This window comes from Cellulomonas soli, from assembly GCF_052036975.1.
Taxonomy (GTDB): Bacteria; Actinomycetota; Actinomycetes; order Actinomycetales; family Cellulomonadaceae; genus Cellulomonas; species Cellulomonas soli_A.
Genome location: NZ_JBQIAR010000003.1, coordinates 107,750 through 133,104, shown reverse-complemented (window position 1 = coordinate 133,104; position 25,355 = coordinate 107,750). Strand labels below are relative to the sequence as shown.

Here is a 25,355-nt window from a genome sequence, read left to right as displayed (position 1 = left end):
GCTCTCAGCTCGGGGACGGGTAGATGCCGACGAGGGCGATGATGAAGGTCAACGCCAGGTACGGGGGCCGGTTCTCGTGCGGCTGGCCCCCTCCCACCGCGGTGAGCGCGTTCGGGGCGAGGGCCGTCGGCAGGCTCCCGCCGCCGGGGACGGCGAACGCCGGGCCGGTCGAGGACGCCCACACGGCACCGGCAGGGTTGCCCGTGGTGGCGGCTGCCGCCGCACCGAGGGCGGTGTGGCTGTGGGCCGGCAGCTGCGTGGTGCTCAGCGGTGCGAGCTCCACGCCGCCGGCCTGCCCGATCACGGCGGCGCCGTGGCCGGCGTTGCCGACCCCGACAGGTCGGCGGCCGCGCAGGTCGGGCAGCCCGAACGTCTCCTGGCCGTCGCCGCCGTACGTGGTGCCGATCAGCGTGAACAGGGCGTCGTTCTCCGAGATCTGCAGCAGCTGCCCGTCGCACATGGCCCATCCGGCGGGCGCGAAGTTCCCCCCGAACAGGCGGATCTCCCCGAGGTAGGGCTCCATGGTCAGCTCCTCGTCCGGTTGACGACGGCCTCGAGCCGCGTGCCCTCGGCGCCGACGGGACCCAGGGCGAGCACCAGCTCACCCTCGGCGTGGCGCAGGGTGTGGATGCCGGCGGGGACCTCGTGCGTGGACGGGTCGCCGTCGAACGCCAGCGTGAACGCCTCGGCTCGGGGGTTGTCTCCACGAGAACCGGCGATGGTGGTGAGCGTGACCGGGTGGGTGCCGTCGACCAGGAACCGGGTGCCCACGAGCGCGGACAGGGCGGTCAGGTCGAGCGGCAGCGTGTCCGGCCGCCCGCGCAGGACGGCCCTGCCGACGGCGGTCCCGACCGTGCCGACGGCGACGGCACCGGCACCCGCGACGAGCACGGTGCGGCGTGTGAGCACCTGGGGCCTCCGAAGGTCGAGTGACTGTCCCAAAGATCCGAATTGCCGCATTCCCGCAGGTCAGCGCGTTGCGAGCCTAGAAGAACTTCACCCCCTTCTGGGGTCTTTCGCCCCGTGTGCGAGGGTGAATCCTCCTAGGCTCCGAGCGTGCCGACCCGCCGTGCCGCCCCTGTCGCTCTCGCTGCGCTCGCCGCTGCCGCAAGCGCGTTCGCCTCGCTGGCCGTACCGGTCGCGCTGCCGACGGCGGCGGCCGCAGGGGGCGTGGAGCTGACCGTGACGGTCGACCGGGACGCCCCCGTCGACGCAGGGTGCAGCGACTCGCTGGCCGGGCTCAGCCTCCGGGAGGCGTTGTGCAGCGCGGCCGGTCAGCCCGCGGCGACCGTCGTGGTGCCGGCGGGCTTCGTGGTGACCCTGGCGGTCGGGCCCCTGGTCGTGGACCCGGTGCTCCCGTCGACCGACGTGACGGTGCGCACGGCAGGCCCGGGGCGCTTCACGATCGACGGCGCGGACCGTCGGATCCTCGACCTCGACCCGTCGATGTCCGGCGGGCTCGACGTCACGCTCACCGGCGTGGTGCTGCGACACGGTGCGTCGACCGCTGCCGACGCCGGGCCGGGCGGCGGCGCGATCCTGGCCGGGTCGGCCGACCCGGGTGCGCCGGACAGCCTGACGATCGTCGACTGCCTGGTGCAGGACAACCGCAACGCGGCGACGGGCGTCGAGGGGGTGGCCGGCGCGGCCGGTGGGGCGGTGTCCATGACGGGCGGCACGTTGACGGTGCGCGACTCGACGTTCACCGGCAACGTGGCCGACGGTGCTCCCGGCGGTGCGATCGCGATGTTCGGCATCGACAGCTCCGACTCCCTGGTGATCGAGGGGTCCACGTTCGAGGGCAACGTGATCACCCCAGGGGCCGGTGACGGGGTGCTGGCCGGCGGTGCGGTGTTCGCCGACGACGTGGCGCTGAGCGTCACCGGCTCGACCTTCCGCCACAACGCCGTGACGTCGACCTCCGCGACCGCTGCGCTCGGATCCGCCGTGCGGGCGACCGTGGCCCGGGCCGGTGCCGCGACGATCTCCGGCAGCGTCGTCGAGGGCAACACGCTGACCTCCTCCGCGGACCGCGCCGTCGCCGGCGGCGGGGGAGCCCTGGCGCTCGCGAGCGGCACGGTGACGGCGTCCCGACTGGTCGGCAACACCGACACCGTCGGTGGGTCGACCGCGCCGGTGTCGGTGCTCGCCACGACGGGAAGCCCGATCGGCGCCGCCGGCAACTGGTGGGGTAGCGCGACCGGGGCGGGCGCCGCCGCGGTGGGTGCCACGACGGTCCCGTTCGCGACGCTCACGCCGCCGACCGCGCCCGACTACCCGACCAGGGGTGTGGCGACCACCGCCTCGGCGCACCTGACCTTGTCGGACGGGACGGCCGTGGCGCCGGCGCTGGCTGCCCTCCTGGCGGGGACGGTCGGCGAACTCACCCTCGTGCAGGGGTCCGGGACGGCCGGCGGGCCGGCGACCCTCACGACCGGGGGTGTCCTGTCGGTCGGGTACACCCCTGGCGTCGAGAGGTCCGTGACGGCGACGGCGACGCTCGACGGTGTCACGGTCAGCGGCCAGATCGACCACTCCTCCGTGCCCGAGCTGGTGGGGCCGGTGGACGTGTCCGCGGCCGAGGGGCAGACGGCGACCCTCGCCGCGACCGTCGACGCGTACCCGGCCGCCACGGCGCTGCGGTGGCAGAGCGCACCCGCGGGCTCCTCGACGTGGACGGACGTGCCCGGTGCGACGACCGCCACGCTCGACGTGCCCGCCACCCGTGCCGACCAGGGGCGCCGGTACCGGCTGCTCGCCACGAACATGGTCGGCACCACCACCAGCGGGGTCGCCACGCTCGAGGTGCTGTGGGGTGCCGAGATCACCACGCAGCCGGTCGGCACGACCGTCGTCGTCGGCGACGAGGCGACGTTCACGGTCGGCGTGGCCGGGCACCTGACCCCGACCGTGCAGTGGCAGACGGCGCCCGCGGGCACGGCGGACTGGACCGACGTGCCGGGCGGGACCGCGACGACGGCTGTGCGCCCGGCGGTGACGGCGGCCGACGACGGGCTGCAGGTGCGGGCCGTGGTGCAGGGTTCCGTCGGCCCGGTCACCAGCGACGTCGCCGTGCTGCACGTGCAGACGCCTGCCACCGTGGCGACCTCGCCGTCGGCGGCCACGGGCGTCGAGGGCGGCACCGTGAGCCTGTCGGCGACGTTCGAGGCGACCCCGGCGCCGACCCGTGTGGTCTGGCAGCGGTTCGACGCCGGCGCCGGCACCTGGACGGACCTGTCCGGTGGCACCACGACCAGCGGTGCCGGGACCACCACGGCCACGCTCGACGTCGCGGTGACGCGCGCGCTCGACGGCGCCCGGTTCCGCGTCCGCGCCGAGCAGACGCTGGTCAGCGGCCCCCGCGTCGTGACCAGCGCGGAGGCGGCTCTCGACGTCAGCTGGGTGCACGCGGTGCTCACCCAGCCCGTCGACGCGACGGCGCTCGCCGGGCAGGACGCGACGTTCTCCGTCGTGACCGACGGGCGGCCCGCGCCCACCGTGACCTGGGAGGCCCTCGCGCCGGGCGGCGCCGGTGGCTGGGTGGCGGTGGGTGCCGGGTCGACGCTGACCCTGACGGGTGTGGACGTGGCGGCCGACGGCACCCAGGTGCGTGCCCGCCTCGTCGGCCCGCTCGGCCCCGACGTGCTGTCCGGCACGGCCACGCTCGAGGTGCGTCAGGGTGCGTCGATCCTCACGCAGCCGGCGGGCACCACGGTCGACGACGGCGACGTGGCCACGTTCACCGTGGCCGCGGGCGGACACCCTGCGCCGTCCGTGCGCTGGCAGGAACGCGCCACGGCCGACGGCACCTGGGTCGACGTGGTCGGCGCGAGCGGCAGCACGCTGACCGTGACCGCGACGCCCGCACGGCACGGCCACGAGTTCCGCGCGGTGGCAGGCAACGGCGTGCTCGCCGACGCGACCAGCGATGCGGCGGCCCTCACGGTGCTCACCGCACCGTCCGTGAGCGACCCGCAGGACGCGGGTACCGTCCCGGGCGGCACCGCGCGGTTCACGGTGACCGCCACCGGCAACCCGGCACCGACGATCGGCTGGCAGACCTCCGTGGACGGGCTCACCTGGGTCACCGTGCCCGGGGCCGTCGGCGGGGTGCTGGACCTGGCGGCTGCCGCGGGAGACGACGGGCTGCTGTTGCGGGCGGTCGCCACGAGCACCCTGGTCGCCGGTCCGCGCAGCCAGGCCAGCGCCGCGGCGACGCTCACCGTGGTCGACCTGCCCGTGGAGGTCTCCGGCCCCGACGGGGTGACGCCCACCGGCACGCTGGCCGGGGCCGCGGGCACACCGGTGACCATCGGCTGGGTGGTGCTCGCCTCCGACGGCGTCGGCACCTGGCAGGCCTCGCGCGACGGCGGCTCGACGTGGGGTGCGCTCCCCGCCGGTGCCACCACGCAGGAGGTCACCGGGGTGGCGGCCGTCCGCAGCCTCGTGGTCCGGGCGGCGGCCCCGGCGACGCGCACCGCCTACCGGCTGACCTACACGCCGTCCGCGGCCGACACGGGCCTGCAGGTGCGGCTCGTGGTCACCAACGCCGCGGGAAGCACGGTGATGGGTCCGGTGCGCCTGCAGGTCGCGCCCGTGGTGCTCACCCCCGGCGGCGGGACGGGCGGCACCGCGCAGGCGGGGGCGAGTGCCACCGCCTCCCGCGCCGCGGGGACCTCCACCACCGCGACACGTTCGCTCGCACTGGCCCGGACCGGGGCGGACGTGCCGTCCCTGCTGCTGCTGGTCGTGGTCCTCATGGGGTCGGGGACGGCGGTGCTGGTGCTCCGCCGTCGCCGCGCGACGACCACCACACCAGCGCCAGCAGGCCCAGACCCGCTCCGAGGGTGTTGAGCACGACGTCCTGCAGGGTCGGCACGCGGGTCGGCAGGAACAGCCGCTGACTGAGCTCGATGGCGGCCGACAGGACGGCCGCCATCGGCACGACCGGCCACCGACGCACGAGCAGCAGGCCGGTGAGCACGCCGAACGGCACGAACATCAGCACGTTCGCGACGGCCTCGACGCCGGCGTACGTCACCGGGATCCCGTGGTCGACCAGCCAGGCGATGGTCGCGCGGACCACGTCGAACGTGTCGTCGGGCGCGGGGGCCGGCCACAGGGTGAGCCGGACGACGACCAGCGCCCAGGCGGCGAGCAGCAGCCGGATCGTCCGTCGTGCTCGCCACCGGTCCATGCCCGGCACGCTACGTGACCGGTCGGCAGGGCGGGGCCGCGCCGGTGGGGGGCCGGTGGAGGACCTGTGCGGGAGCGGCGGGCATCGTGCCCGTGGGGGTGCGGGCGGGTGATGACCGCTGCCGACGGGATGTCGCGCCACCGGTTGCCGGGGCGTCGCTGGTGGGATGGACTCGCTGTCGGCAGGCCCGCACCGAGCCACCTCAGGGAGCAGAGCATGGACGTCGTACCGCTCGAGCTGTACGTCGACGCCGTCGAGAGGGCGTCGACGACCGGATACTGCCTGCCGGACGCGGCACTGGCGCAGGTGCGGACGGCGTTGCGCGGTGCCGCACCGGTGTTCGCCGCGCTGACCGCCGAGCTCGACGGCGGCTCGCCGGCCCGGGCCAACGGGCACCTGGTCGTCTACACCGAGGACCTTGTCGCCTACGTCACCTTCACGCGGATGCCGGCCCGCGGCCCGTTCCCCGAGGACGACGAGGCGCTCGGGGTCTTCACGATCGAGGTCGCGGCGCGCTCGGCGCTGTCCGCGTTGTCGTTGCTCTACGCGACGGCGCCGGCACGCGCCTACCCGGACAGCCTGTCGGGCCTGTCGGGCAACGCCCGGCTGGTGCTCACGTACACCGGCTTCGGCAACGAGGTCGTGATCCCCACCGGCGGTGCGCACGACGTCGACGCGCTGTACGCCTCGCTGCTGGAAGACCTGCGGTAGGACCTGACGGACCTGCGGCGGCCCGGCCCCGGGGGAGGGCCGGACCGCCGCAGGTGGTTCGGGCGGATCAGCCCTGGGTCGCGCGGGCCAGGACCGCGAGTGCCTCCTCGCGGGTCGCGACGTACGTGACCGGGAACCCGGTCTTGGTCGACAGCCGCTGCATCTGGATCGCGACGAGCGGGTTCGAGGCGATGAACGCGCACCAGGTGAGCCCGTTGCGGACGGCTTCGGCCATCATCGCCTCGTGGGTGCGCTGCACCCGCTCGGCCTGTGCCGGGTGGGCGCTGAAGTCGACCAGGAACGTCCAGCCGGGCTTGTTCTCCTTGTAGGCGGCGGACAGCACCCGCACGTAGTCGTCGCACGTGGCGTCGTTCCACAGGCCCACGCACACGTCGGACAGGCGGTTGAGCGTGCGGTCCCAGCTGATGTCGAAGTAGCCCTCGCCGGCGGCGGTGGCGAACCGCAGGCCGGCGGTCTCCTTGGTCATGGTGGCGCCCATCCGGGAGATCTCCCCGACGGCGACCCGGCTGCGGTCGGCGGCCTCGGTGTTGGAGCGGGCCAGGTCGACGACGGTCGCGATGGACTCGGCGATGTGCTGCACGGCCGAGGACACGCCCTGCGTGGTCTGGGAGACCTGCTGCGTGGTCTGGCTCTGCTCCTCGATCGCCGAGGAGATCGTCAGCTGGGACTCCGAGATCTGGTCGATGATCTCGCTGACCGCGCCGATGGCGGTGACGGCCTCGGCGGAGTCGGCCTGGATGCGCCCGAGCATGGAGGAGATCTCCTCGGTGGCGCTCGCGGTCTCCTGGGCCAGGCTCTTGACCTCGGAGGCCACCACGGCGAACCCCTTGCCGGCGTCGCCGGCCCGCGCCGCCTCGATGGTGGCGTTGAGCGCGAGCAGGTTGGTCTGCCCGGCGATCGAGGTGATGGTCTGGATGATGTCGCCGATGCGGGCCGAGGAGTCACCGAGGGTGCGGATCGTGGAGGCGGCCGTGGTGACGGAGTCGACGGCGCGGCGGGCGACCTGCGAGGCGGCCGAGGTGGTGCCGGCGATCTCGCCGATGGAGGCGCGCATCTGCTCGCTGGCGGCCGCGACGAGCTCCATGTTCTGCGAGACGTCGCGGGCGGCCTCCTCGATGGTGCTGGCCTGCTCGCTGGTGCCGCGGGCGCCCTGGGCGATGGTGTCGCCGATGATGCTGAGCTCCTCGCCGGCGATGGTCAGCAGGCTGGCCTCGGGGGCGATCTGGCCGAGCGTGCCGCCGAGGCGGTCGAACGCGGCGCCGACGCTGCTGGTGAGGCCGAGCGGGTCGGCGTCACCCTGCAGCTCGCGCAGGCCGGTGAGGTCGCCTGCGGCGGCCTGGGCGGACAGGGTGCGCACGCGCTGCACCGAGGCGTCGAGCCGGTGGCGGGCACGGGCTGCCAGTCCGAGGGAGGCGGCGCCACCCACGACGGCCAGGGCCCAGCCGAGCCAGCCGGCGCCGGAGGTTGCGGCCACGACGAGCGCGGCCAGCGCGGCGGGGAGCACGGCGAGCAGGTGTGCACCGCTGCCCGGACCGGCGGGTGTGGGCCGAGGGGTGGCGGTGCGGGGCGCGGCGGTGGTGCCGGGTGTGGTCACGGGGGTCTCCTGTGTGGGCGGAGCGGCGCCGTTGCTCGGCTCCGGGCGGGCTGTGCCGCTGCCCGACCGGTCGTCGCCGGACGGGCCCCGGTGAGTCGTCGCAGATGTGATGCGCGTCACGTCTCTCAGCGGCGGGTCGTTCCCGCAGGTCCCGGACCTGACACCGACGGACGTGCCTGCGGGTGAGTTCTGCATGGAAACGTGACCATCCGGCAGGCCCGGTATCGTCTGGCCCCACCATGATCCGGATCGGCATCGCGGAGGACGACGCAGCCAGCGCCCAGCTGCTCGTCGACTACCTGCACAGGTACGAGCAGGAGCACGGCGAGCAGTTCGCCGTCTCCGTGTTCACCGACGGCAGCGAGATCGTCGCCAGGTACCGGCCCGACTACGACCTGCTCCTGCTCGACGTCGAGATGCCCGGCCTGGACGGGCTGAGCGCCGCGGAGCAGATCCGCCAGGTCGACCAGGACGTCGTGATCGTGTTCATCACCAACATGGCGCAGTACGCGATCCGCGGGTACGAGGTCGACGCGCTCAGCTACCTGCTCAAGCCTGTGCCGTACTTCGCGTTCTCCCAGCAGCTCAAGCGCTCCGTCGAGCGTGCCCGGCGGCAGGCCACCGACTACCTGACCGTGCCTGTGGCCGGCGGGCTCGCCCGCGTCGACACGTCCCGCATCGTGTTCGTCGAGTCGATCAAGCACCGGATCGTCGTGCACGCCACCGACGCCACCTACGCGTTCTCCGGCGCGCTGAAGAACGTCGAGGCCGAGCTCGAGGGCAAGAACTTCTTCCGGTCGAACAACTGCTACCTGGTGAACCTGCGGCACGTGACGTCCGTGAAGGACAGCACCTGCCTGATGGTCGGCGGGCACGAGCTGCTCATCAGCCGCCCGCGCAAGAAGCCGTTCCTGGCCGCCCTCACCGACTACCTGGGTGGACGGCACGGATGATCACCGCGACCCTGCCCGACATCCCCCGCGTGCTGACCGGCATCGCGGAGTGGAGCGCGTGCCTGGTGTACGTGCTGCTGCTCGGACGCCACCTGCCGCGCGTGCGCCTGGTGGCCTTCTCGGTCCTGTTCCTCGGGGTGCAGGTCGTCGTCCAGGTGGTCGCCGGGCGGCAGCCCCTGATGATGTGGCCGGTCGGCATGGCCGTCGCCGTGCTGACCATGCTGCTGTTCCTGCGCGTCGCGGCCCGGCTGCCGTGGCGCGCCGCGGGCTACCTGCTCGCCCGCGCGTTCGTGCTGGCCGAGCTGGTCGCCTCGTTCCACTGGCAGCTGCACTGCTTCTTCTTCGACGCCGCACCCGCGCCCACCGGCATCGGCCAGATCGCGTTCCTGGTCGGGGTGTACACGGCCGCGTTCGGCATCTCCGCCGCCGTCGAGTCGCGCAACTACCCGCGGGGCGTGCCGCTGGACGTCAGCCACCGCGAGCTCGCGCTGGCCGCGGCGATCGCCCTGGTCACCTTCGGCATGAGCAACATGTCGTTCCTCAGCGCGCGCACCCCGTTCAGCGGGCGCCTGGGCTCCGAGGTGTTCTACATCCGCACCCTGGTGGACTTCGGGGGCTTCGTCGCCCTGCACGCCCAGCAGGGGCTGAGGCTGGAGGCGCAGGCCCGCGCCGAGCTCGCCGCGATCGACGGCGTGCTGCGCACCCAGCACGCCCAGTACCTGCAGTCCAAGCGCTCCATCGAGGCCGTCAACCGCACGTACCACGACCTCAAGCACCAGATCGCGGTGATCCGCGCCGAGGACAACCCGCAGAAGAAGACCACCTACCTCGAGGAGCTCGAGGAGAGCATCCGCGACTACGCCACGCACACCCGCACCGGCAACGGGGTGCTCGACGTGCTGCTGTCCACCAAGAGCGCGATCTGCGCCGAGAAGGGCATCGAGCTGACGTGCGTGGCCGACGGGCGCCTGCTCGGCTTCATGTCGGTCATGGACATCTGCTCCGTCGTCGGCAACGCGCTCGACAACGCCATCGAGGGCACCGATCAGGTCGAGGACGCCGACCAACGGCTCATCCGCATGGCCGTGTACGCCCAGGGCGACCTGGTCATGCTGGTCGTCGAGAACTACTTCCCGGGCGCCCTGCAGCTCGAGCACGGGCGGATCGTCACCACCAAGGGCGACCCGGACCGGCACGGCTACGGCCTGAAGAGCATCCGGCACGCCGCCGAGAAGTACGGCGGCTCGATGACCGTGCGCACGGAGCAGAACTGGTTCACGCTGCGCGTGCTCCTGCCCGCCACCGACTGGCGGACCCACCCGCACGGTGCGCCCGAGGAGCAGGAGCTGGCCACGCCCTGACGGCGGGCGGCGGTCGGCGGCTCAGCCGCTGGTGCGCAGGCCCGAGATCCCCGTGCCCCACAGCTGCAGCGCCGCGGCGACCGCCATGTGCATGTCCAGGTACAGGTAGCTGCCCAGGCGCCCGCCGAAGTGCACGTCCGGCTCGTCGCGCTGCAGGTCGCGGTAGACGCGCAGGCGTTCGCGGTCCTGCGCGGTGCTGACCGGGTAGTACGGCTCGTCGTCGTCGACCGCCAGGCGCGAGGTCTCGTGCGCGATTACGGTGGCGTCCTGCGCGTGCCGGTCCTCGCGCTCGGGGTGGAAGTGCCGGAACTCGTGGATCCGGGTCCACGGCACGTCGAGGTCGGCGTAGTTCATCACCGCGGTGCCCTGGAAGTCGCGCACCGGCAGGGTGGCCGTCTCCAGGTCGAGCGTGCGCCAGGTCAGCCGTCCGGCGTGGTGGTCGAAGTAGCGGTCGACGGGCCCGGTGTACACGATCGGCACCTGCCCGCGCGCGCGGTCCTTGCTCAGCGGCTGGTCGGCGTCGAAGAAGTCCGTGCCGAGCCGCACGTCGATGCGCGGGTGGGAGGCCATGCGCTCGAACCACGCGCCGTACCCGTGCACGGGCAGCCCCTCGTAGGTGTCCGCGAAGTAGCGCGTGTCGTACGTGTACCGCACGGGCAGGCGGGCGATGACGGCGGCGGGCAGCTCGCGCGGGTCGGCCTGCCACTGCTTGAGCGTGTACCCGCGCACGAACGCCTCGTACAGCGGGCGCCCGATCAGCGAGATCGCCTTCTCCTCGAGGTTGCGGGCCTCGTCGCGGCCGATCTCGGCGGACTGCTCGGCCACCAGGGCGCGGGCCGCGTCGGGGCCCAGGGCGGTGCCGAAGAACTGGTTGATGGTGCCCAGGTTGATGGGCATCGGGTAGACCGACCCGGCGTGCGTGGTCATCACCCGGTGCTGGTAGCGCGTGAACGCGGTGAACCGACGCACGTACTGCCAGACCTGCTCGTTCGAGGTGTGGAAGATGTGCGAGCCGTAGCGGTGCACCTCGATGCCGGTGGCCGAGTCGACCTCGGAGTGCGCGTTGCCGCCCAGGTGGTCGCGCCGGTCGATGACGGTGACGTCCAGGCCGGCGTCGGCCGCACGCTCGGCGACGGTCAGCCCGAACAGCCCGGCGCCGACAACGAGCAGGTCCATGCGATGCCTTCCCTCGACGGGCGTGCTCCGGGGGCCCCGGGCGCGGCCAGTGTAGGGGCGCGGCACCGGCGTCCGGGTGTGCCCCAGCACCCCGATCTGTGATCTCGCGGTGACCTGCCCGTGACCTTGCTGGCCGTTCGTGCACGCGAAACAACAGTCCGTGCACACGGCCCGATCGGCCACCCGGCGCGCTCCTACGTTGACGACCGCGGCCGCAGGACCACGACGTCCCGACGCCGCGATCAGCTCGCACAGTGCGCTGTGTCGCGCACGTGCCGCCCTCTCGCCCGATGAAGGTGCGACGACGGCGGGTGCGGGCAGGGCCGCTAGACGACAAGGGAAGGTCGATGAAGACAACCACAGACGCGCGACGGCTCCACCGCTCGGCAGCACAGGTCAAGGGGACAGCCGTGGTGGCTGGTCTCGCCCTGTTCGCCCTGACGGCGTGCACCGGAGGCACCTCCGACGACTCGGCGGAGGCCGACACCTACACGACCCGCGAGGTCACCGACGGCAAGACCACGTTCGTGGCCGTCGACAACCCCGGTGACGGGCCGACGTTGTCCTACGGGGCGGACAGCAAGATCGAGCTCCTCACCGAGGAGGTCGACGGCAAGACCTACGCGTTCAAGGACATGAACGCGAACGGCACCCTGGACACGTGGGAGGACTGGCGTGAGGCCGCGGCCGACCGCGCCGCCGACCTGGCCCAGGACCTGTCGATCGAGCAGATCGCCGGGCTCATGCTGTTCAGCTCGCACGAGCGCTCGCCCGCCGACGGCATCACGGACGCGCAGAAGGAGTACATGTCGCAGTCGCGGCTGCGCAACGTGCTCAACGCCGGCCCGAACGACACCGAGGCCAACGTCACCTGGTCCAACCAGCTGCAGGCGTACGCCGAGTCGCTGGCCACCGAGGACGAGCCGTACGTGCCGGTGAACTTCAGCTCCGACCCGCGCTCGACCGCGGAGAGCGGCGGCAACTACAACGCGTCCGGCGACATCTCGCGCTGGCCGTCGAACCTGGGCCTGGCCGCGACATTCGACACCGAGACGATGAGCACGTTCGCGACGATGGTCTCGGCCGAGTACCGCGCGCTGGGCATCGGCACGGCCCTGAGCCCGCAGATCGACCTGGCGACCGAGCCGCGCTGGCTGCGCGTCGACGGCACGTTCGGCGAGAACGTCGAGCTGGCCAGCGCCATGGCGGCCGCCTACGTCGACGGCTTCCAGGCGACGCCCGGTGCCGACGGCTGGGGCACCGAGTCGGTCAACGCGATGATCAAGCACTGGGCCGGCGACGGTCCGGGCGAGGGCGGCCGCGAGGCGCACACCGAGGCCGGCAAGTACGGCGTGTACCCGGGTGACAACTTCGACGCCCACGCCGAGGTGTTCCTGGGTGCGATGGACTCCGCCGCGGTCATGACGGCGTACTCGATCGCGCTCGACGCCGACGGCCAGCCGCTGCTGGGTGGCGACCGCATGGGCAGCGCGTACGACTCGGCCCGCACGAGCCTGCTGCGCGAGAACTTCGACGGCGTCGTCGTCACCGACTGGGGCGTCACCGCCGGTGGCAACACCGACCCCGAGGCGTTCATCGGCACCTCGTGGGGTGCCGACGACCTGACCGTCGAGGAGCGCCACTACGCGATCCTCAAGAACGGCGTCGACATGTTCGGCGGCAACAACGCGGTCGAGCCGGTGCTCGCCGCGTACGACATGTGGCAGGCCGACTTCGAGGCCGGCGTCAACGAGATCGACGCCGACACGCGGTTCCAGGAGTCCGGCACGCGCATCCTGACGATGCTGTTCCAGCCGGGTCTGTACGAGAACGCGTACCTGGACCTCGAGGAGTCGAAGGCCGTCGTCGCCAGCCAGGACAAGCTGGACGCCGGCTACCAGGCGCAGCTCGACTCGGTCGTCATGCTGAAGAACGACGGCTCGACGATCAGCGCGAGCGACGCCGAGTCGTGGAAGGACAAGACCGTCTACATCCCGCGGTCGTACGACACCGGCCAGGCCGGCCTGTTCGGCCCCGGTGAGTTCACGGAGGGCCCCGGCCTGACGATCGAGATCGCCGAGCAGTACTTCGGCAAGGTCGTCACCGACGAGGCAGTCCTGGACGCCGACGGCAAGGTCACCAGCTACACGGCTCCCGACCTGAGCGACGTGGACCTGGTGCTGGTCGGCATGACCAGCCCGAAGAGCGGTGCGGTGTTCGCCAACTCCGGTCACGACAAGGAGACCGGCGAGTGGTACCCGCTGTCGCTGCAGTACCGCCCGTACACGGCCGACGGCGCGAACGTGCGTCAGGTCTCCATCTCCGGTGACATCCTCGCGGACGGCACCCAGGAGAACCGCTCGTACTTCGGCCACACGTCGCGCACCTCGAACGAGTCGGCTCTCGACGCGTTCGACCGTGCCGTGGCCGCGGTCGAGGCGTCCGGCAAGGACATCCCGGTGATCACGGTCCTCAAGGCCACGAACCCGACCGTGCCGGCCGAGTTCGAGGCCCGCACGGACGCGATCCTGGTCGGCTTCGGTGTCAGCGACCAGGCGCTCATCGAGACGGCCATCGGCCTCTCGGAGCCCCAGGGCCGTCTGCCGATCGCCTTCCCGGCGTCGATGGACGCGGTCGAGAAGCAGCTGGAGGACGTCCAGGAGGACACCGAGCCGTACGTGGACTCGGCGGGCAACTCCTACCTGTTCGGCTTCGGCCTGAACTACGCGGGCCCGATCGCGGACTGATCGCGTCGAGCACGACCTGCGGGTGGCCGGCGGTGCACGCCGTCGGCCACCCGCAGGGAACCGGCCGCGGGGTGGGCCCGCAGCCAGATCTCACCAAGGAGCAGAAGTGAAGCGAAACAGGGTGCTGACCGCCGGCCTCGGGCTCGTGGTCGCCCTCACCGGGGCGTTCGGCCTGACGGCGTGCAGCAGCGACGACAACGGCTCGGACAGCCCGGCCGGGCAGAGCCAGGAGACGGAGTCCGACATCGCGACGGACCTCGAGGCCGCACGCACGGCCGTCGCGGACGCGCTGGCCGAGGACGACTCCTGGGCCCAGATCATGCTCGCGAGCGACGTGAAGTCCCCCACCGTGAAGTACGGGCTGCTCGTGGTGCCCTACTCCTTCTCGGAGGCTGCCTCGCGGATCCAGGGCACCATCAACATCGAGGACGGCAAGTACACGATCGACGGGGACTCGGCGGCGACCGGCGAGACCTGGCAGATCGACCAGGACGGCACCATCACCAAGGTGTCCAAGTAGCCCGTCCGACCGTGCCCCACCCGTCCGTGCCCGCCGCGGCCGACCGTCCGACCCGCTCGTCGTGGGTCGACGTCCGGCGCCGGGCCGGGCGGGCCGGGGACCCGACGGTGACGGTCCGTGCCGCCGATCCGACCGATCGTGCGACCGGACCGGCCGGCCCGTGCGGCCGCACCTAGCCTGGCCGCCGGCCCGCACTCAAGGAGGAATGCAGTGAACGCCAAGGCGCAGAAGAACGCCCCCCGCGCGAAGACGCCGATGTCGAACAAGAAGTACCTGTGGATCTGGGCGCCCGTGCTCACCACGGTGACGGCGGTGACCGTGGTCGCCAACGTCGCGCTCGTGGTCGCCGGCCCGTGGGTCGCCTCGCAGCTGGGCACCGGGACGTACACGTTCACCAACTCGGCGCAGGCCGCCGACTGGGACACCGAGTACTACAGCTCGGACTTCGGCAGCATCGACGAGGTCGACGCGGCCGCGAAGGCGCTCGTCGAGGAGATCTCGGGGGCGGGCATCGTCCTGGCGAAGAACGACGCGGCCGCCCTGCCGCTGGCCGCGGGTGCGAAGGTCACAATGCTGGGCCGTGCGGCCGCCGACCCCGTCTTCGGTGGCTCCGGCTCCGGTTCGGTCGACACGAACTCCGCGGTGACCGCGCGCGGCGGGCTGGAGAACGCCGGGTTCCAGGTCAACGACCAGGTCTTCACCACCATCGAGGCGTACGCCGCCGAGAACCCCCGCGGCTACATCGAGATGGACAACCCGGGTGCGTCCTCGTACTACGTCGGGGAGCTGCCCGTCGGTGAGTACGAGGCGCAGCAGTCCTCGTTCGCGGAGTACTCCGACGCGGCCGTGGTGGTCGTCGGTCGCCCGGGTGGCGAGGGCGGCGACCTCACCCAGGACATGAGCGACTGGGACGACAACGCGGTCGAGGGTCAGCACCAGCTGGAGCTGAACCAGGACGAGAAGGACCTGATCGCGCTGGCGGAGGCGAACTTCGAGACCGTGGTCGTGGTGGTCAACGCCTCGACGACGATGGAGATGGGTGCGCTGCAGGACGACCCGCAGATCGACTCGATCCTGCTGGCCGGCTCGCCCGGCGCGTCGGGCTTCAACGCCCTGGGGCGCATCCTCAGCGGTGACGTGAACCCCTCGGGTCGCACGGCGGACCTGTGGGCGGCGGACTTCACCGCGGACCCCACGTACGTGAACTTCGGCGACTTCGTCTACGAGAACCTCGACGTGTCGTACCCGGTGTCCTCGCTGGAGACGGCGACGTCCAACGCGACGGTCACCTCGGACGCCCCGTTCGTGAACTACGCCGAGGGCATCTACGTCGGCTACCGCTACTACGAGACCGCCGCGGCCGAGGGCTTCCTCGACTACGACGACGCCGTGGTCTACCCGTTCGGGTACGGCCTGAGCTACACCGACTTCACGTGGGCGGTCACCGACACGCAGGCCGGTGCGGTCGACGGCACGGTCGCGGTGACCGTCGAGGTCACCAACACCGGCGCGGCGGCGGGCAAGGACGTCGTCGAGCTGTACTACACGGCGCCCTACACCGACGGCGGCATCGAGAAGGCCGAGGTCGTCCTGGGCGACTTCGCCAAGACCGGTGTGATCGAGCCGGGCGCGAGCGAGTCCGTCACGCTGGAGATCGCGGTGGAGGACATGGCCTCCTACGACTACCTGGGTGAGCAGGCGTACGTGCTGGAGGCCGGCGACTACGACCTCACCGTGCGCACCGACTCGCACACCGTGGCCGAGGGCACGCAGCCGATCGTCTACACGGTCGACTCCGATGTCGTGTACTCCGGTGAGAACCACCGTGCGAGCGACCTGACCGAGGTCACCAACCAGTTCGACGACGTCTCGGCGCAGTTCTCGGCCGAGCCGACGGACGGCCAGATCGTCCCGATGTCGCGGGCGGACTTCGCCGGCACGTTCCCCACGGCACCCAGCGCGGACCAGCTCGTCGCGAGCGACGCCGTGGCGGAGGGCTTCGCGGTGTGGGACGACGAGGCGGCGGCCGACGCGTTCGAGGGCGACATGCCCACCACGGGCGCCGACACCGACCTGTCGCTGATCGACCTGCGCGGCCTGCCCAAGGACGACCCGCAGTGGGACGAGCTGCTCGACTCCCTCAAGGTCGGCGAGATGACCGACGTGCTGCTCAACGGCGCCTACCAGACCGCCGCGATCGGCTCGATCGGCAAGCCCGCGACCACCGAGCCCGACGGCCCGGCCGGGTTCTCCTCGTTCATCAACTCCTCGATCAACGGGGTGGCGTACCCCTCGGAGTTCCTCATCGCGCAGACGTGGGACGTCGAGATGGCCCACGCGATGGGCGTGATGCTCGGCAACGAGGCGCTGTTCAAGGACATCAACGGCTGGTACGCGCCGGCGATGAACCTGCACCGCTCGCCGTTCGCCGGCCGCAACTTCGAGTACTACTCGGAGGACCCGCTGCTGTCGGGCATGCTCGCCACGGCGGCGTCCAACGGTGCGGCCACCAAGGGCGTGTACACCACGCTCAAGCACTTCGCGATGAACGACCAGGAGACCAACCGCGTCAACAACGGTCTGGCCACCTGGGCGACCGAGCAGACGATGCGCGAGCTGTACCTCAAGCCGTTCGAGATGGCCGTGAAGAACATCTCGATGGAGGTGCCGTACATCGCGGACACCGACGGCACGATCTCGACCACGACGGTCGGGGCCACCGCGGTGATGAGCTCGTTCAACCGCATCGGTGCCACGTGGGCCGGCGGTTCGCAGGCGCTCATGACGACCGTGCTGCGTGAGGAGTGGGGCTTCGAGGGCTTCGCGATCTCGGACTTCAACCTGTACCCGTACATGAACCCCAACCAGGGGATCAGCGCGGGCACGGACCTGACCCTGACGTTCCAGCCGTCGAAGTCCTTCTCGGACACGTCCTCGGCCAAGGCGGTCAGCGACATCCGGGACGCGACGCACAACATCTTGTTCACCGTCGCGAACTCCAACGCCATGAACGGCCTGGCCACGGGCGCCACGATCGCCTACACGCCGCCCACCTGGGTGTACGTGCAGATCGGCGCGACCGTCGTGATCGGCCTGCTGGTCCTTCTCGGTGGCTTCCTCGTCACCCGTCGGGTGCTGCGGCACCGCCGCACCGCGGTCGACGGCAGCACGCCGGCCGTCGCGGGCGGCACGGACTAGCACCAGCAGCCGGCGGCGCGTCGGGCCCGACCTCATGGGCCCGACGTGCCGACCCGGCGACGGATCCTCCGTCGGTCCGGCAGGCGCCCACCACCGCCGGCCCGACGGTCGGGCCGGTGCGGGGGCCCGCGCAGAACCGCGGGTCTCCGTACCGGCAGGAGAGCACCGCACGAGGTGCCAGGGCGAGAAGTCGCCCGCGACGAACCAAGGAGTGAACGTGCAGACCAACGGCGATGCCACGACAGCACGGCCGGTGCACGACCGCAGCACGTCCTCGCGCGCAGCGCAGGACGTGACGGTGCAGGACCTGTCGCTGCTGGAGAAGGCCGCGCTGGTCACCGGCAAGTCGGTGTGGGAGACGTACGACCTGCCGCGGCACGGGGTCCGCTCGCTGTGGCTGGCCGACGGCCCGCACGGTGTGCGCAAGCAGGTCGGCTCGGCCGATCACCTGGGCCTGAACGCCTCCGAACCGGCCACGTGCTTCCCGACGGCCGCTGCCGTGGCGAACAGCTGGGACCCGTTGCTGGCCGAGCAGATCGGTGCGGCGCTGGGTGCCGAGGCCGCCGCGCAGGGCGTGGACGTGCTGCTCGGCCCGGGCCTGAACATCAAGCGCAGCCCGCTCGGGGGCCGCAGCTTCGAGTACTTCTCCGAGGACCCGCTGCTGGCCGGGAAGCTGGCCGCCGGGTACGTGCGCGGCATCCAGTCGCACGGTGTGGCCGCGTGCCCCAAGCACTTCGCGGTGAACTCCCAGGAGCTGCGCCGCATGGTCAGCGACTCCGTGGTCGACGAGCGCACCCTGCGGGAGATCTACCTGACCGGGTTCGGGATCGTGGTCGAGGAGGCCGCCCCGCGCGCCATCATGTCGGCGTACAACCTGGTCAACGGCGTGTACGCGAACGAGAACCCGTTCCTGCTGCAGCAGGTGCTGCGCGACGAGTGGGGTTTCACGGGTGCGGTCGTCACCGACTGGGGCGGCTCGAACGACATCGTCGCGGGCACGCGGGCGGGCAGCTCGCTGGAGATGCCGTGCGCCGGGCTCGACTCGGCCCGTCAGCTGGTCGACGCGGTGCGCGCCGGCACGCTCGCGCAGGCCGACCTGGACGCCCGCGCCGGTGAGATCCTCGCGCTGGTGCGTGACGCCGCGCAGCCCGGTGCGGCCGCCCCGGTGGACCTGGACGCCCACCACGCGCTGGCCCGGCACGCCGCGGCCCGCAGCGCGGTGCTGCTGAAGAACCAGGACGAGCTGCTGCCGTTGGCGGCAGGCACGCGGGTGGCCGTGATCGGCGACTTCGCGCAGACCCCCCGGTACCAGGGCGCCGGTTCGTCGGCCGTGAACCCCACCCGGCTGGACAGCGTGCTGGACCTGGTCGGCGACAGCGGCCTGGAGCTGGTGGAGTTCGCGCCCGGGTTCCGCCGCAACGGCACGCCCGACGCCGAGCTGCGCCGCGCGGCTGTGGACGCCGCGCGCCGGGCGGACGTGGTGCTGCTGTTCCTCGGGCTGGACGAGATCGCCGAGTCGGAGGGGATCGACCGCTCGCACCTGGACCTGCACGCCGTGCAGACCGAGCTGCTGGCCGAGGTCGCCGCGGTGAACCCGGCCGTGGTCGTGGTGCTCAGCGCAGGTGGTGTGGTCGAGGTGCCGTGGCTGGACCGGTGCGGTGCGCTGGTGCACGGGTACCTGGCAGGCCAGGCCGGTGCGGGCGGGCTGCTCGACGTGCTGACCGGGAAGGTCGACGCGTCGGGCCGGCTGGCCGAGACCGTGCCGCTGCGCCTGGCCGACACCCCGACCGCCGACACGTTCCCGGCCCTGCAGCGCACGGCCGAGTACCGCGAGGGCCTGTACGTCGGGTACCGGTACTACACGAGCGCCGGGGTGCCGGTGGCGTTCCCGTTCGGCTTCGGCCTGTCGTACACGACCTTCGCCTACGGCGACGTGGTCGCGGACGCCGAGCAGGTCAGCGTCACCGTGACGAACACGGGTCAGCGCACCGGCGCCGAGGTCGTGCAGGTCTACGTGCACCGCGAGACGCCCGGCGTGCACCGACCGGACCGTGAGCTCAAGGGGTTCGCACGCGTCGAGCTGGCGCCGGGGGAGTCGACCACCGTCACGGTGCCGCTCGGTGAGCGGGCGTTCCGGCACTTCGACGTCGGCACAGGGGCGTGGCAGGTCGAGCAGGGGCGCTACGCCGTGCTCGTCGGCTCGCACGTGGACGACGTGCGCGCGTCGGTGGCCGTGGACGTCACCGGCACCATGCCCGCCGCCGCGCCCGACCCGGCGCTGCCCAGCTACGCGAGCGCCGCCGTGCGCGACGTCTCCGACACCGAGTTCGCTGCGCTGCTCGGGCGGCCGGTGCCGTCGGCCACATGGTCCGGGCCGCTCGGCCCCAACGACGCCCTGGACCGTCTGGCCGACGCGCGCAGCCCCCTGGCACGACTGGCCCACCGGGTGCTCAGCTCCCGCAAGGACCGCGCGGAGGCCAAGGGCACGCCCGACCTGAACATCCTGTTCCTGCTCAACATGCCGTTCCGGGCCATCGCGAAGATGACGAACGGCATGGTCAGCGCCGAGATGGTCGACGGCATCGTCCGGATCGTCAATGGGCACTTCTTCTCCGGCGCGGGCGCCACCGTCGGCGCCTGGGTCCGCAACGCACGGGCCAACCGCCGCACCGCGCGTCAGCTGCGCGACGGCGCCTGAGCCGCACCCCCTGTACGACCCGTCGTCCGACGGCACCCACGGAAGAGAGATCGACGCACATGGTGACCCGCATCCGGCAGGCCTGGGGCCGATTCGCCGAGAACCGTCCCGGCACGGCCCAGTTCGTCGTGTTCTTCCTGCTCAGCAACGGCATGACCGTGTTCCAGCTGGCGCTGATGCCGGTGCTGAAGTGGCTGTTCGGCATGACCGCGCTGGTGAGCACCACGTTCCAGCTGTGGCCGGTCGGCACCAACACCGACGGGTCGACGTACTACGTGTTCGACTACGCCGCCGGTGCGTTGCCCGACGGTGGCGGCGGGCTGGCGTACTTCCTGGCGGTGCAGATCACGCTGCTGATCGCGCAGGTCATCAACTTCTTCCTGCAGCGCAACGTCACGTTCAAGTCGAACAGCAGCATGGGCAAGGCGGCGTTCTGGTACGTCGTGGCGTACATCGCGATCACCCTCGGGGCGGCCGCCGCGCAGGGGCTGTACAAGGCGCCCGTCTACGATCTGTTCATCGACACCTGGGGACTGGGAGGGACGGGGGAGACGCTGGCGGACTTCACGACGATGATCATCAACGCGGCGATCTCGTTCTGGGTCTTCTTCCCCATCTTCAAGGTGATCTTCAAGCAGGTGCCCGTCGAGGAGCCCGCCGCCGCCCCTGCGACCGCCGAGGCGCAGCCGTGAGCGTGCTGACCCCGGTGCTCGAGCGGCCCCGGCCCGACGCGCCCGACGGTGAGCCGCTGCTGACGGTGATCGTCCCGGCGTACAACTCGCAGGACTACCTGGAGCGCTGCCTGGACACCCTCGTCGGTGCCGGCACGCGCCTGGAGGTGGTCGTGGTCGACGACGGCTCCACCGACGGCACCGCGGCTCTGGCCGGTGTGTACGCGCAGCGCCACCCCGGGGTGGTGCGGGTGGTGTCGAAGCCGAACGGCGGCCACGGCTCGGCGATCAACGCCGGTCTGGTGCACGCCCGTGGCCGGTACGTGAAGATCGTCGACTCCGACGACTGGGTGGACCGCGCGGCCCTCGACGAGGTGCTGCGCACGCTGGCCCGGTTCGTGGCCGACGGTACCGACGTGGACCTGCTGGTCTCGAACTTCGTGTACGAGAAGGACGGCAAGCGCACCAAGGTCGCCGTCCGGTACGCCAACGCGCTGCCGCGACGGCAGGTCACCACGTGGGCTCGTACGCGCAAGTTCCGCAAGGGCCAGTACCTGCTCATGCACGCGCTGATCTACCGCACCGACGTGCTGCGCGCGTGCGGCCTGCGGCTGCCCGAGCACACGTTCTACGTCGACAACCTGTACGCGTTCGTGCCGCTCGCGCACGTGCGCACCCTGTACTACCTGGACGTCGACCTGTACCGGTACTTCATCGGCCGCGACGACCAGTCGGTGCACGAGGCCGTGATGCTGCGTCGCCTCGACCAGCAGCTGCGCGTCAACCGGCTCATGCTCGAGCACCTGCAGGAGGCCGACGTGACGGACGCCCACCTGCACCGGTACCTGGTGCACTACGCCGAGATCATCTGCGCGGTGTCCTCGATCCTGCTGGTCCGTTCGGGGACCGCCGAGGCCCTGCGCGAACGTGACCGGCTGTGGGCCGACCTGCGCGAGCAGGACCCGTGGCTGTACCGCAAGGTGCGCCGCGGCGGTGCCGTGCAGGTGGCCAACCTGCCGGGGCGGGTCGGGCGCGGGGTGTCGGTGGCGACGTACCGGGTGGCGCAGCGGGTGGTCGGCTTCAGCTGACGGGGGCGTCGGCCTGCTGCCGTGCCGGGGTGTACGGCGCGAGCGGTGCGGTGAGGAAGCCGGAGATGAGGCGTTCGATGTCGGCGGCCATGTCGACGTCGAGGCCGTTGAGCCACAGGACCTCGAGTCCTTCGGTGGCGGCCAGGGTGTCGATGGCGGCGCGGCCGGGGTCGACGCCGTCGGCGAGCCCGCCGTCGGCCGCGATGGCCTGGTAGGCGGCGGTGACGGCCTGCGTGATCCGCGAGAAGCGCTCGACGAAGTAGTCGTGCGCGGGGTGGTCGGGGTCGGTGCCCTCGGCGGCGAGGACCTTGTAGAGCTGGACCATGCCCCGCTGGTCGGCCTGGCGGCGGGAGATCTCGACGAGCCCGGCGAGGAAGTCGCGGCCGGTGCGTCCCGCCAGGATGTCCTCGGCGCCCGAGTCGCGGCTCTCGAGCACGGCGCGCAGCAGGGCGATCTTGCCTCCGGCGAAGTGGTGCAGCACGCCGGTCTGGGTCATGCCGACCTGGCGGGCGATCTCGTTGACCGAGCTGCCGGTGTACCCGGAGCGGGCGAACACGACGTGTGCCGCCTCGAGGATCTGCGCCCGTCGTTCTGCGCTCTTGCGGTACTCACCGCGGGGCCCGGCCATGTCTGCAGGGTAGTCGCGGCCACGAAAACATTGACGGCTTCATATTTTCGGGTCTACCGTTCCAGCATCCCCGAAGACGGGGCGTCAACGTCGACACCGGCCGCAACGTCGCGGCCCCTTCCTCCAGGGAAGCCCACATGACCACCTCCGCTGAAACGACTCAGTCCGTGGACCCCGCCGCCGGCGGACCGCACGGCCCGGCACACCCCGAGACCGACACCGCCGGGTCCACCGCGAAGACCATCGCGCTCGTCCTCATCGCCGCCGTCGGCATGTACGTCATGGCGATGAGCCTGTCGACCGCCCTCTCGCTGCGCATCGCCTCCGTCGCCCCCGACACCAAGGACGTCCTCTACAGCCGCATCGTGTCGATCGGCGCGTTCGCGATGCTCGTCGTCGTCCCGCTCGCCGGAGCCCTCTCGGACCGCACCACCAGCCGGTTCGGCCGCCGCCGGCCGTGGATCGTCGGTGGTCTGCTCGTCACCCTGCTCGGTGCCCTCGTGGTCGGCGCCTCGCCGAACCCGCTGGTCATCGGTGCGGCGTACATCGTGGCGGTGGCAGCCATGCAGGCCGGCTTCAACGCCTACGCCGTCATCCCGGTCGAGGCCGTGCCCGACGCGATGCGTGCCCGGGTCATGGGCGTCATGGGCCTGTTCGGTGCGCTGGCGTTCTCCGGCGGCTCGTACCTCACCGGCGCGCTCGTCGACCAGCCCCTGCTGCTGATGACCGTGCCCGTCCTGCTCGCCCTGATCGCCTCCCTGCCGCTGCTCGTCCTGTACCGCGACCCGGTCAAGGTCCGCACCGAGGTCCCCGCCCTCGACGTGCGCTCCATGGCCGTCGGGATGCTGGTCAACCCGCGCAAGCACCCGAACTTCGGCTGGACGTGGCTCGCCCGGTTCCTGGCCGGCATGGCCATGGCCGCCCTGTTCACCTACTTCATCTACTTCATGATCGACGTGCTGCACGTGCCGCTGCCCGAGGTCGGCGCCAAGGCCGGTCTGCTCACCCTCATCTCCGCACCCGTGTCGATCATCTTCTTCACCGGGTCGGGCTGGCTGTCGGACAAGATCGGCCGCCGCAAGCCCATCGTGGCCGTCGCCGCGCTGTTCATGGCCGCCGGCCTCGTGCTGGGCGCCACCGCGTCGAGCTTCACCGGGTTCGCCGTCGCGTGGGTCGTGTTCGCCGTCGGCCAGGCCGCCTACCTGACCGTCGACCTGGCGCTGTGCGCCTCGGTGCTGCCCGACTCCCGCGACGCCGGCAAGGACATGGCGGTGTTCGGGCTCGCGCTGAACATCCCCAACATCCTGGTGCCGGCCCTCGGCCCGACCGTCCTGGCCCTCGGTGCCGGGCAGAACTACGCGGCCCTGTGGATCGGCGCGGCCGTCCTCTGCATCGCCGGGGCGGCCCTCATGCCGCTCATCAAGGGGGTGCGCTGAGCACTCGCCCCACCGATGAACCCACGGCGGCCCGGGCAACCCGCGCCCGGGCCGCCGCACCACCCACGCACGCGGGCCGCGCAACGCACGAACCACGAGGTGTACGACATGACCAGCACGTTCCCCGACGACTTCCTCTGGGGGGTCGCCACCGCCGGCCACCAGGGCGAGGGCGACAACGACCGCAGCGACATCTGGACGCTGGAGCACACCACGCCGTCGCTGTTCGTCGAACCGTCCGGCCCCGCGTGCCGGCACTACCAGCGGTGGGAGGAGGACCTCGACCTGGTCGCCGACCTCGGCCTGAACGCGTTCCGGTTCTCCGTCGAGTGGGCCCGCGTCGAGCCCGAGCGTGGCGTGGTCGACACCGCGGCCCTCGACCACTACGAGCAGGTCGTCGACGGCTGCCTGGCCCGCGGGCTGGCGCCCGTCGTCACGTTCAACCACTTCGCGTCGCCGCACTGGTTCGCCGCGGGCGGCTCCTGGCTCGCGGCCGACGCGCCCGCGCTGTTCGCGGACCAGTGCGACCGGGTCATGGCCCGGTTCGGGGACCGCATCGCGAGCGCCGTGACCCTCAACGAGCCGAACCTCGAGCAGGTGCTGCAGGCCGGCGGCAAGCTGCCGCCCATCGCCGAGCAGATCAAGAAGGAGATGCTCGCCGCCGCTGCGCGTGACGCTGGCGTCGAGCGGTACTTCGCCTCGAACGTCATCCCCGCCGACCAGCAGGACGCGTTCCAGGAGGCGTTCACCCGGGCGCACCGGGCCGCCGTGGCTGCCATCAAGGCCCGGCGGGCGGACCTGCCGACCGGGGTGTCGATCGCGATCCTCGACGAGGTCGCCCTGCCCGGCGGTGAGGAGCGCCGTGACGCCAAGCGGGCAGCCGTGTACGACCACTGGCTGACCGTGGCCCGCGACGACGACTTCGTCGGCGTGCAGAACTACGAGTCGGCGTTCCACGGACCCGACGGCGAGGTCGTGCCCGACGGGCCCCGCAACGGCATGGGCACCCTGGTCGAGCCGGCGTCGTTGGCGCGCGCGGTGCGGTACGCGCACCAGGTCTCGGGCGTCCCGGTCATGGTCACCGAGCACGGCATGCAGACCGAGGACGACACCCAGCGGGCTGCGTTCGTGCCGCAGGCCCTGGAGCACCTGGCCGCCGAGATCGCCGCGGGCACCCCCGTGCTGGGGTACTGCCACTGGACGCTGCTGGACAACTTCGAGTGGATCTTCGGCTACGGCCCCAAGCTCGGGCTCGTCGAGGTCGACCGCACCACGTTCACGCGCACGCCCAAGCCGTCCGCGTCCGCGTACGCCCGGGCGGTGGCGGGCTACCGGCCCGTCGTGGCCGGCTGAGCG

The 25,355-nt window shown here is 71.9% G+C and carries 18 protein-coding genes; 12 read left to right on the top strand and 6 right to left on the bottom strand.

Going from position 1 to position 25,355, the window contains the following annotated elements; genetic code table 11:
* Window positions 1-4: 4 nt before the first annotated feature.
* Window positions 5-523, bottom strand: a complete 519-nt coding sequence (locus ACTHAM_RS04520; RefSeq protein WP_440684787.1) for a phage tail protein — start codon at window positions 521-523, stop codon at window positions 5-7.
* A 2-nt stretch (window positions 524-525) separates the two neighbouring features.
* On the bottom strand, window positions 526-909 hold the full coding sequence (locus tag ACTHAM_RS04515) for a DUF6916 family protein (RefSeq protein ID WP_440684785.1): 384 nt from the start codon (window positions 907-909) through the stop codon (window positions 526-528).
* Window positions 910-1,056: 147 nt separating this feature from the next.
* Here ACTHAM_RS04515 and ACTHAM_RS04510 point away from each other — a divergent pair, with 147 nt between their 5' ends.
* Window positions 1,057-4,854, top strand: coding sequence for a hypothetical protein (locus ACTHAM_RS04510; RefSeq protein WP_440684783.1), 3,798 nt, complete (start codon window positions 1,057-1,059; stop codon window positions 4,852-4,854).
* Here the strand turns inward: ACTHAM_RS04510 and ACTHAM_RS04505 are convergent.
* Window positions 4,757-5,197 (bottom strand): VanZ family protein, encoded by a 441-nt coding sequence (locus tag ACTHAM_RS04505; protein WP_440684781.1) that lies wholly within the window; start codon window positions 5,195-5,197, stop codon window positions 4,757-4,759. The genes ACTHAM_RS04510 and ACTHAM_RS04505 overlap by 98 nt on opposite strands.
* Window positions 5,198-5,413: 216 nt before the next feature.
* Here ACTHAM_RS04505 and ACTHAM_RS04500 point away from each other — a divergent pair, with 216 nt between their 5' ends.
* Window positions 5,414-5,908, top strand: coding sequence for a hypothetical protein (locus tag ACTHAM_RS04500; protein ID WP_440684779.1), 495 nt, complete (start codon window positions 5,414-5,416; stop codon window positions 5,906-5,908).
* Between the two features lie 67 nt (window positions 5,909-5,975).
* On the opposite strand, the gene ACTHAM_RS04495 is transcribed toward ACTHAM_RS04500, so the two are convergent.
* Window positions 5,976-7,523 carry a methyl-accepting chemotaxis protein gene (locus tag ACTHAM_RS04495; RefSeq protein WP_440684777.1) on the bottom strand — a complete coding sequence of 516 codons (1,548 nt, stop codon included), beginning with the start codon at window positions 7,521-7,523 and terminating at the stop codon, window positions 5,976-5,978.
* A gap of 239 nt (window positions 7,524-7,762) precedes the next feature.
* Here ACTHAM_RS04495 and ACTHAM_RS04490 point away from each other — a divergent pair, with 239 nt between their 5' ends.
* Window positions 7,763-8,476: a LytR/AlgR family response regulator transcription factor gene (locus ACTHAM_RS04490; RefSeq protein WP_440684775.1), complete on the top strand. Its 714-nt coding sequence runs from the start codon at window positions 7,763-7,765 to the stop codon at window positions 8,474-8,476.
* Entirely contained in the window at window positions 8,473-9,837 is a 1,365-nt protein-coding gene (locus tag ACTHAM_RS04485) for an ATP-binding protein (protein WP_440684773.1), read from the top strand. The genes ACTHAM_RS04490 and ACTHAM_RS04485 overlap by 4 nt, the downstream gene beginning before the upstream one ends.
* A gap of 21 nt (window positions 9,838-9,858) precedes the next feature.
* On the opposite strand, the gene glf is transcribed toward ACTHAM_RS04485, so the two are convergent.
* The gene (gene glf, locus ACTHAM_RS04480; protein ID WP_440684771.1) at window positions 9,859-11,013 is read right to left on the bottom strand and encodes a UDP-galactopyranose mutase; all 1,155 of its coding nucleotides are present in this window, start codon (window positions 11,011-11,013) and stop codon (window positions 9,859-9,861) included.
* Window positions 11,014-11,360: 347 nt separating this feature from the next.
* Here glf and ACTHAM_RS04475 point away from each other — a divergent pair, with 347 nt between their 5' ends.
* The 6 genes from ACTHAM_RS04475 (at window position 11,361) to ACTHAM_RS04450 (ending at window position 21,935) form a co-directional block, all read left to right on the top strand.
* Window positions 11,361-13,760 (top strand): glycoside hydrolase family 3 N-terminal domain-containing protein, encoded by a 2,400-nt coding sequence (locus tag ACTHAM_RS04475; RefSeq protein ID WP_440684770.1) that lies wholly within the window; start codon window positions 11,361-11,363, stop codon window positions 13,758-13,760.
* Between the two features lie 106 nt (window positions 13,761-13,866).
* On the top strand, window positions 13,867-14,280 hold the full coding sequence (locus ACTHAM_RS04470; protein WP_440684768.1) for a hypothetical protein: 414 nt from the start codon (window positions 13,867-13,869) through the stop codon (window positions 14,278-14,280).
* A 210-nt stretch (window positions 14,281-14,490) separates the two neighbouring features.
* A complete protein-coding gene (locus ACTHAM_RS04465; RefSeq protein WP_440684766.1) occupies window positions 14,491-17,478 on the top strand; it encodes a glycoside hydrolase family 3 C-terminal domain-containing protein in 2,988 nt (995 codons plus the stop codon).
* Between the two features lie 217 nt (window positions 17,479-17,695).
* Window positions 17,696-20,176 (top strand): glycoside hydrolase family 3 C-terminal domain-containing protein, encoded by a 2,481-nt coding sequence (locus tag ACTHAM_RS04460; protein WP_440684764.1) that lies wholly within the window; start codon window positions 17,696-17,698, stop codon window positions 20,174-20,176.
* 59 nt (window positions 20,177-20,235) lie between these two features.
* A complete protein-coding gene (locus ACTHAM_RS04455; RefSeq protein WP_440684762.1) occupies window positions 20,236-20,868 on the top strand; it encodes a hypothetical protein in 633 nt (210 codons plus the stop codon).
* Complete coding sequence (locus tag ACTHAM_RS04450) at window positions 20,865-21,935, top strand: glycosyltransferase family 2 protein (protein ID WP_440684760.1); 1,071 nt, start codon at window positions 20,865-20,867, stop codon at window positions 21,933-21,935. The genes ACTHAM_RS04455 and ACTHAM_RS04450 overlap by 4 nt, the downstream gene beginning before the upstream one ends.
* Here the strand turns inward: ACTHAM_RS04450 and ACTHAM_RS04445 are convergent.
* The gene (locus ACTHAM_RS04445; protein ID WP_440684758.1) at window positions 21,928-22,563 is read right to left on the bottom strand and encodes a TetR/AcrR family transcriptional regulator; all 636 of its coding nucleotides are present in this window, start codon (window positions 22,561-22,563) and stop codon (window positions 21,928-21,930) included. The genes ACTHAM_RS04450 and ACTHAM_RS04445 overlap by 8 nt on opposite strands.
* Before the next feature lie 137 nt (window positions 22,564-22,700).
* Here ACTHAM_RS04445 and ACTHAM_RS04440 point away from each other — a divergent pair, with 137 nt between their 5' ends.
* On the top strand, window positions 22,701-23,999 hold the full coding sequence (locus ACTHAM_RS04440; RefSeq protein ID WP_440684756.1) for an MFS transporter: 1,299 nt from the start codon (window positions 22,701-22,703) through the stop codon (window positions 23,997-23,999).
* Between the two features lie 108 nt (window positions 24,000-24,107).
* Entirely contained in the window at window positions 24,108-25,352 is a 1,245-nt protein-coding gene (locus ACTHAM_RS04435) for a glycoside hydrolase family 1 protein (RefSeq protein ID WP_440684754.1), read from the top strand.
* Window positions 25,353-25,355 lie beyond the last annotated feature (3 nt).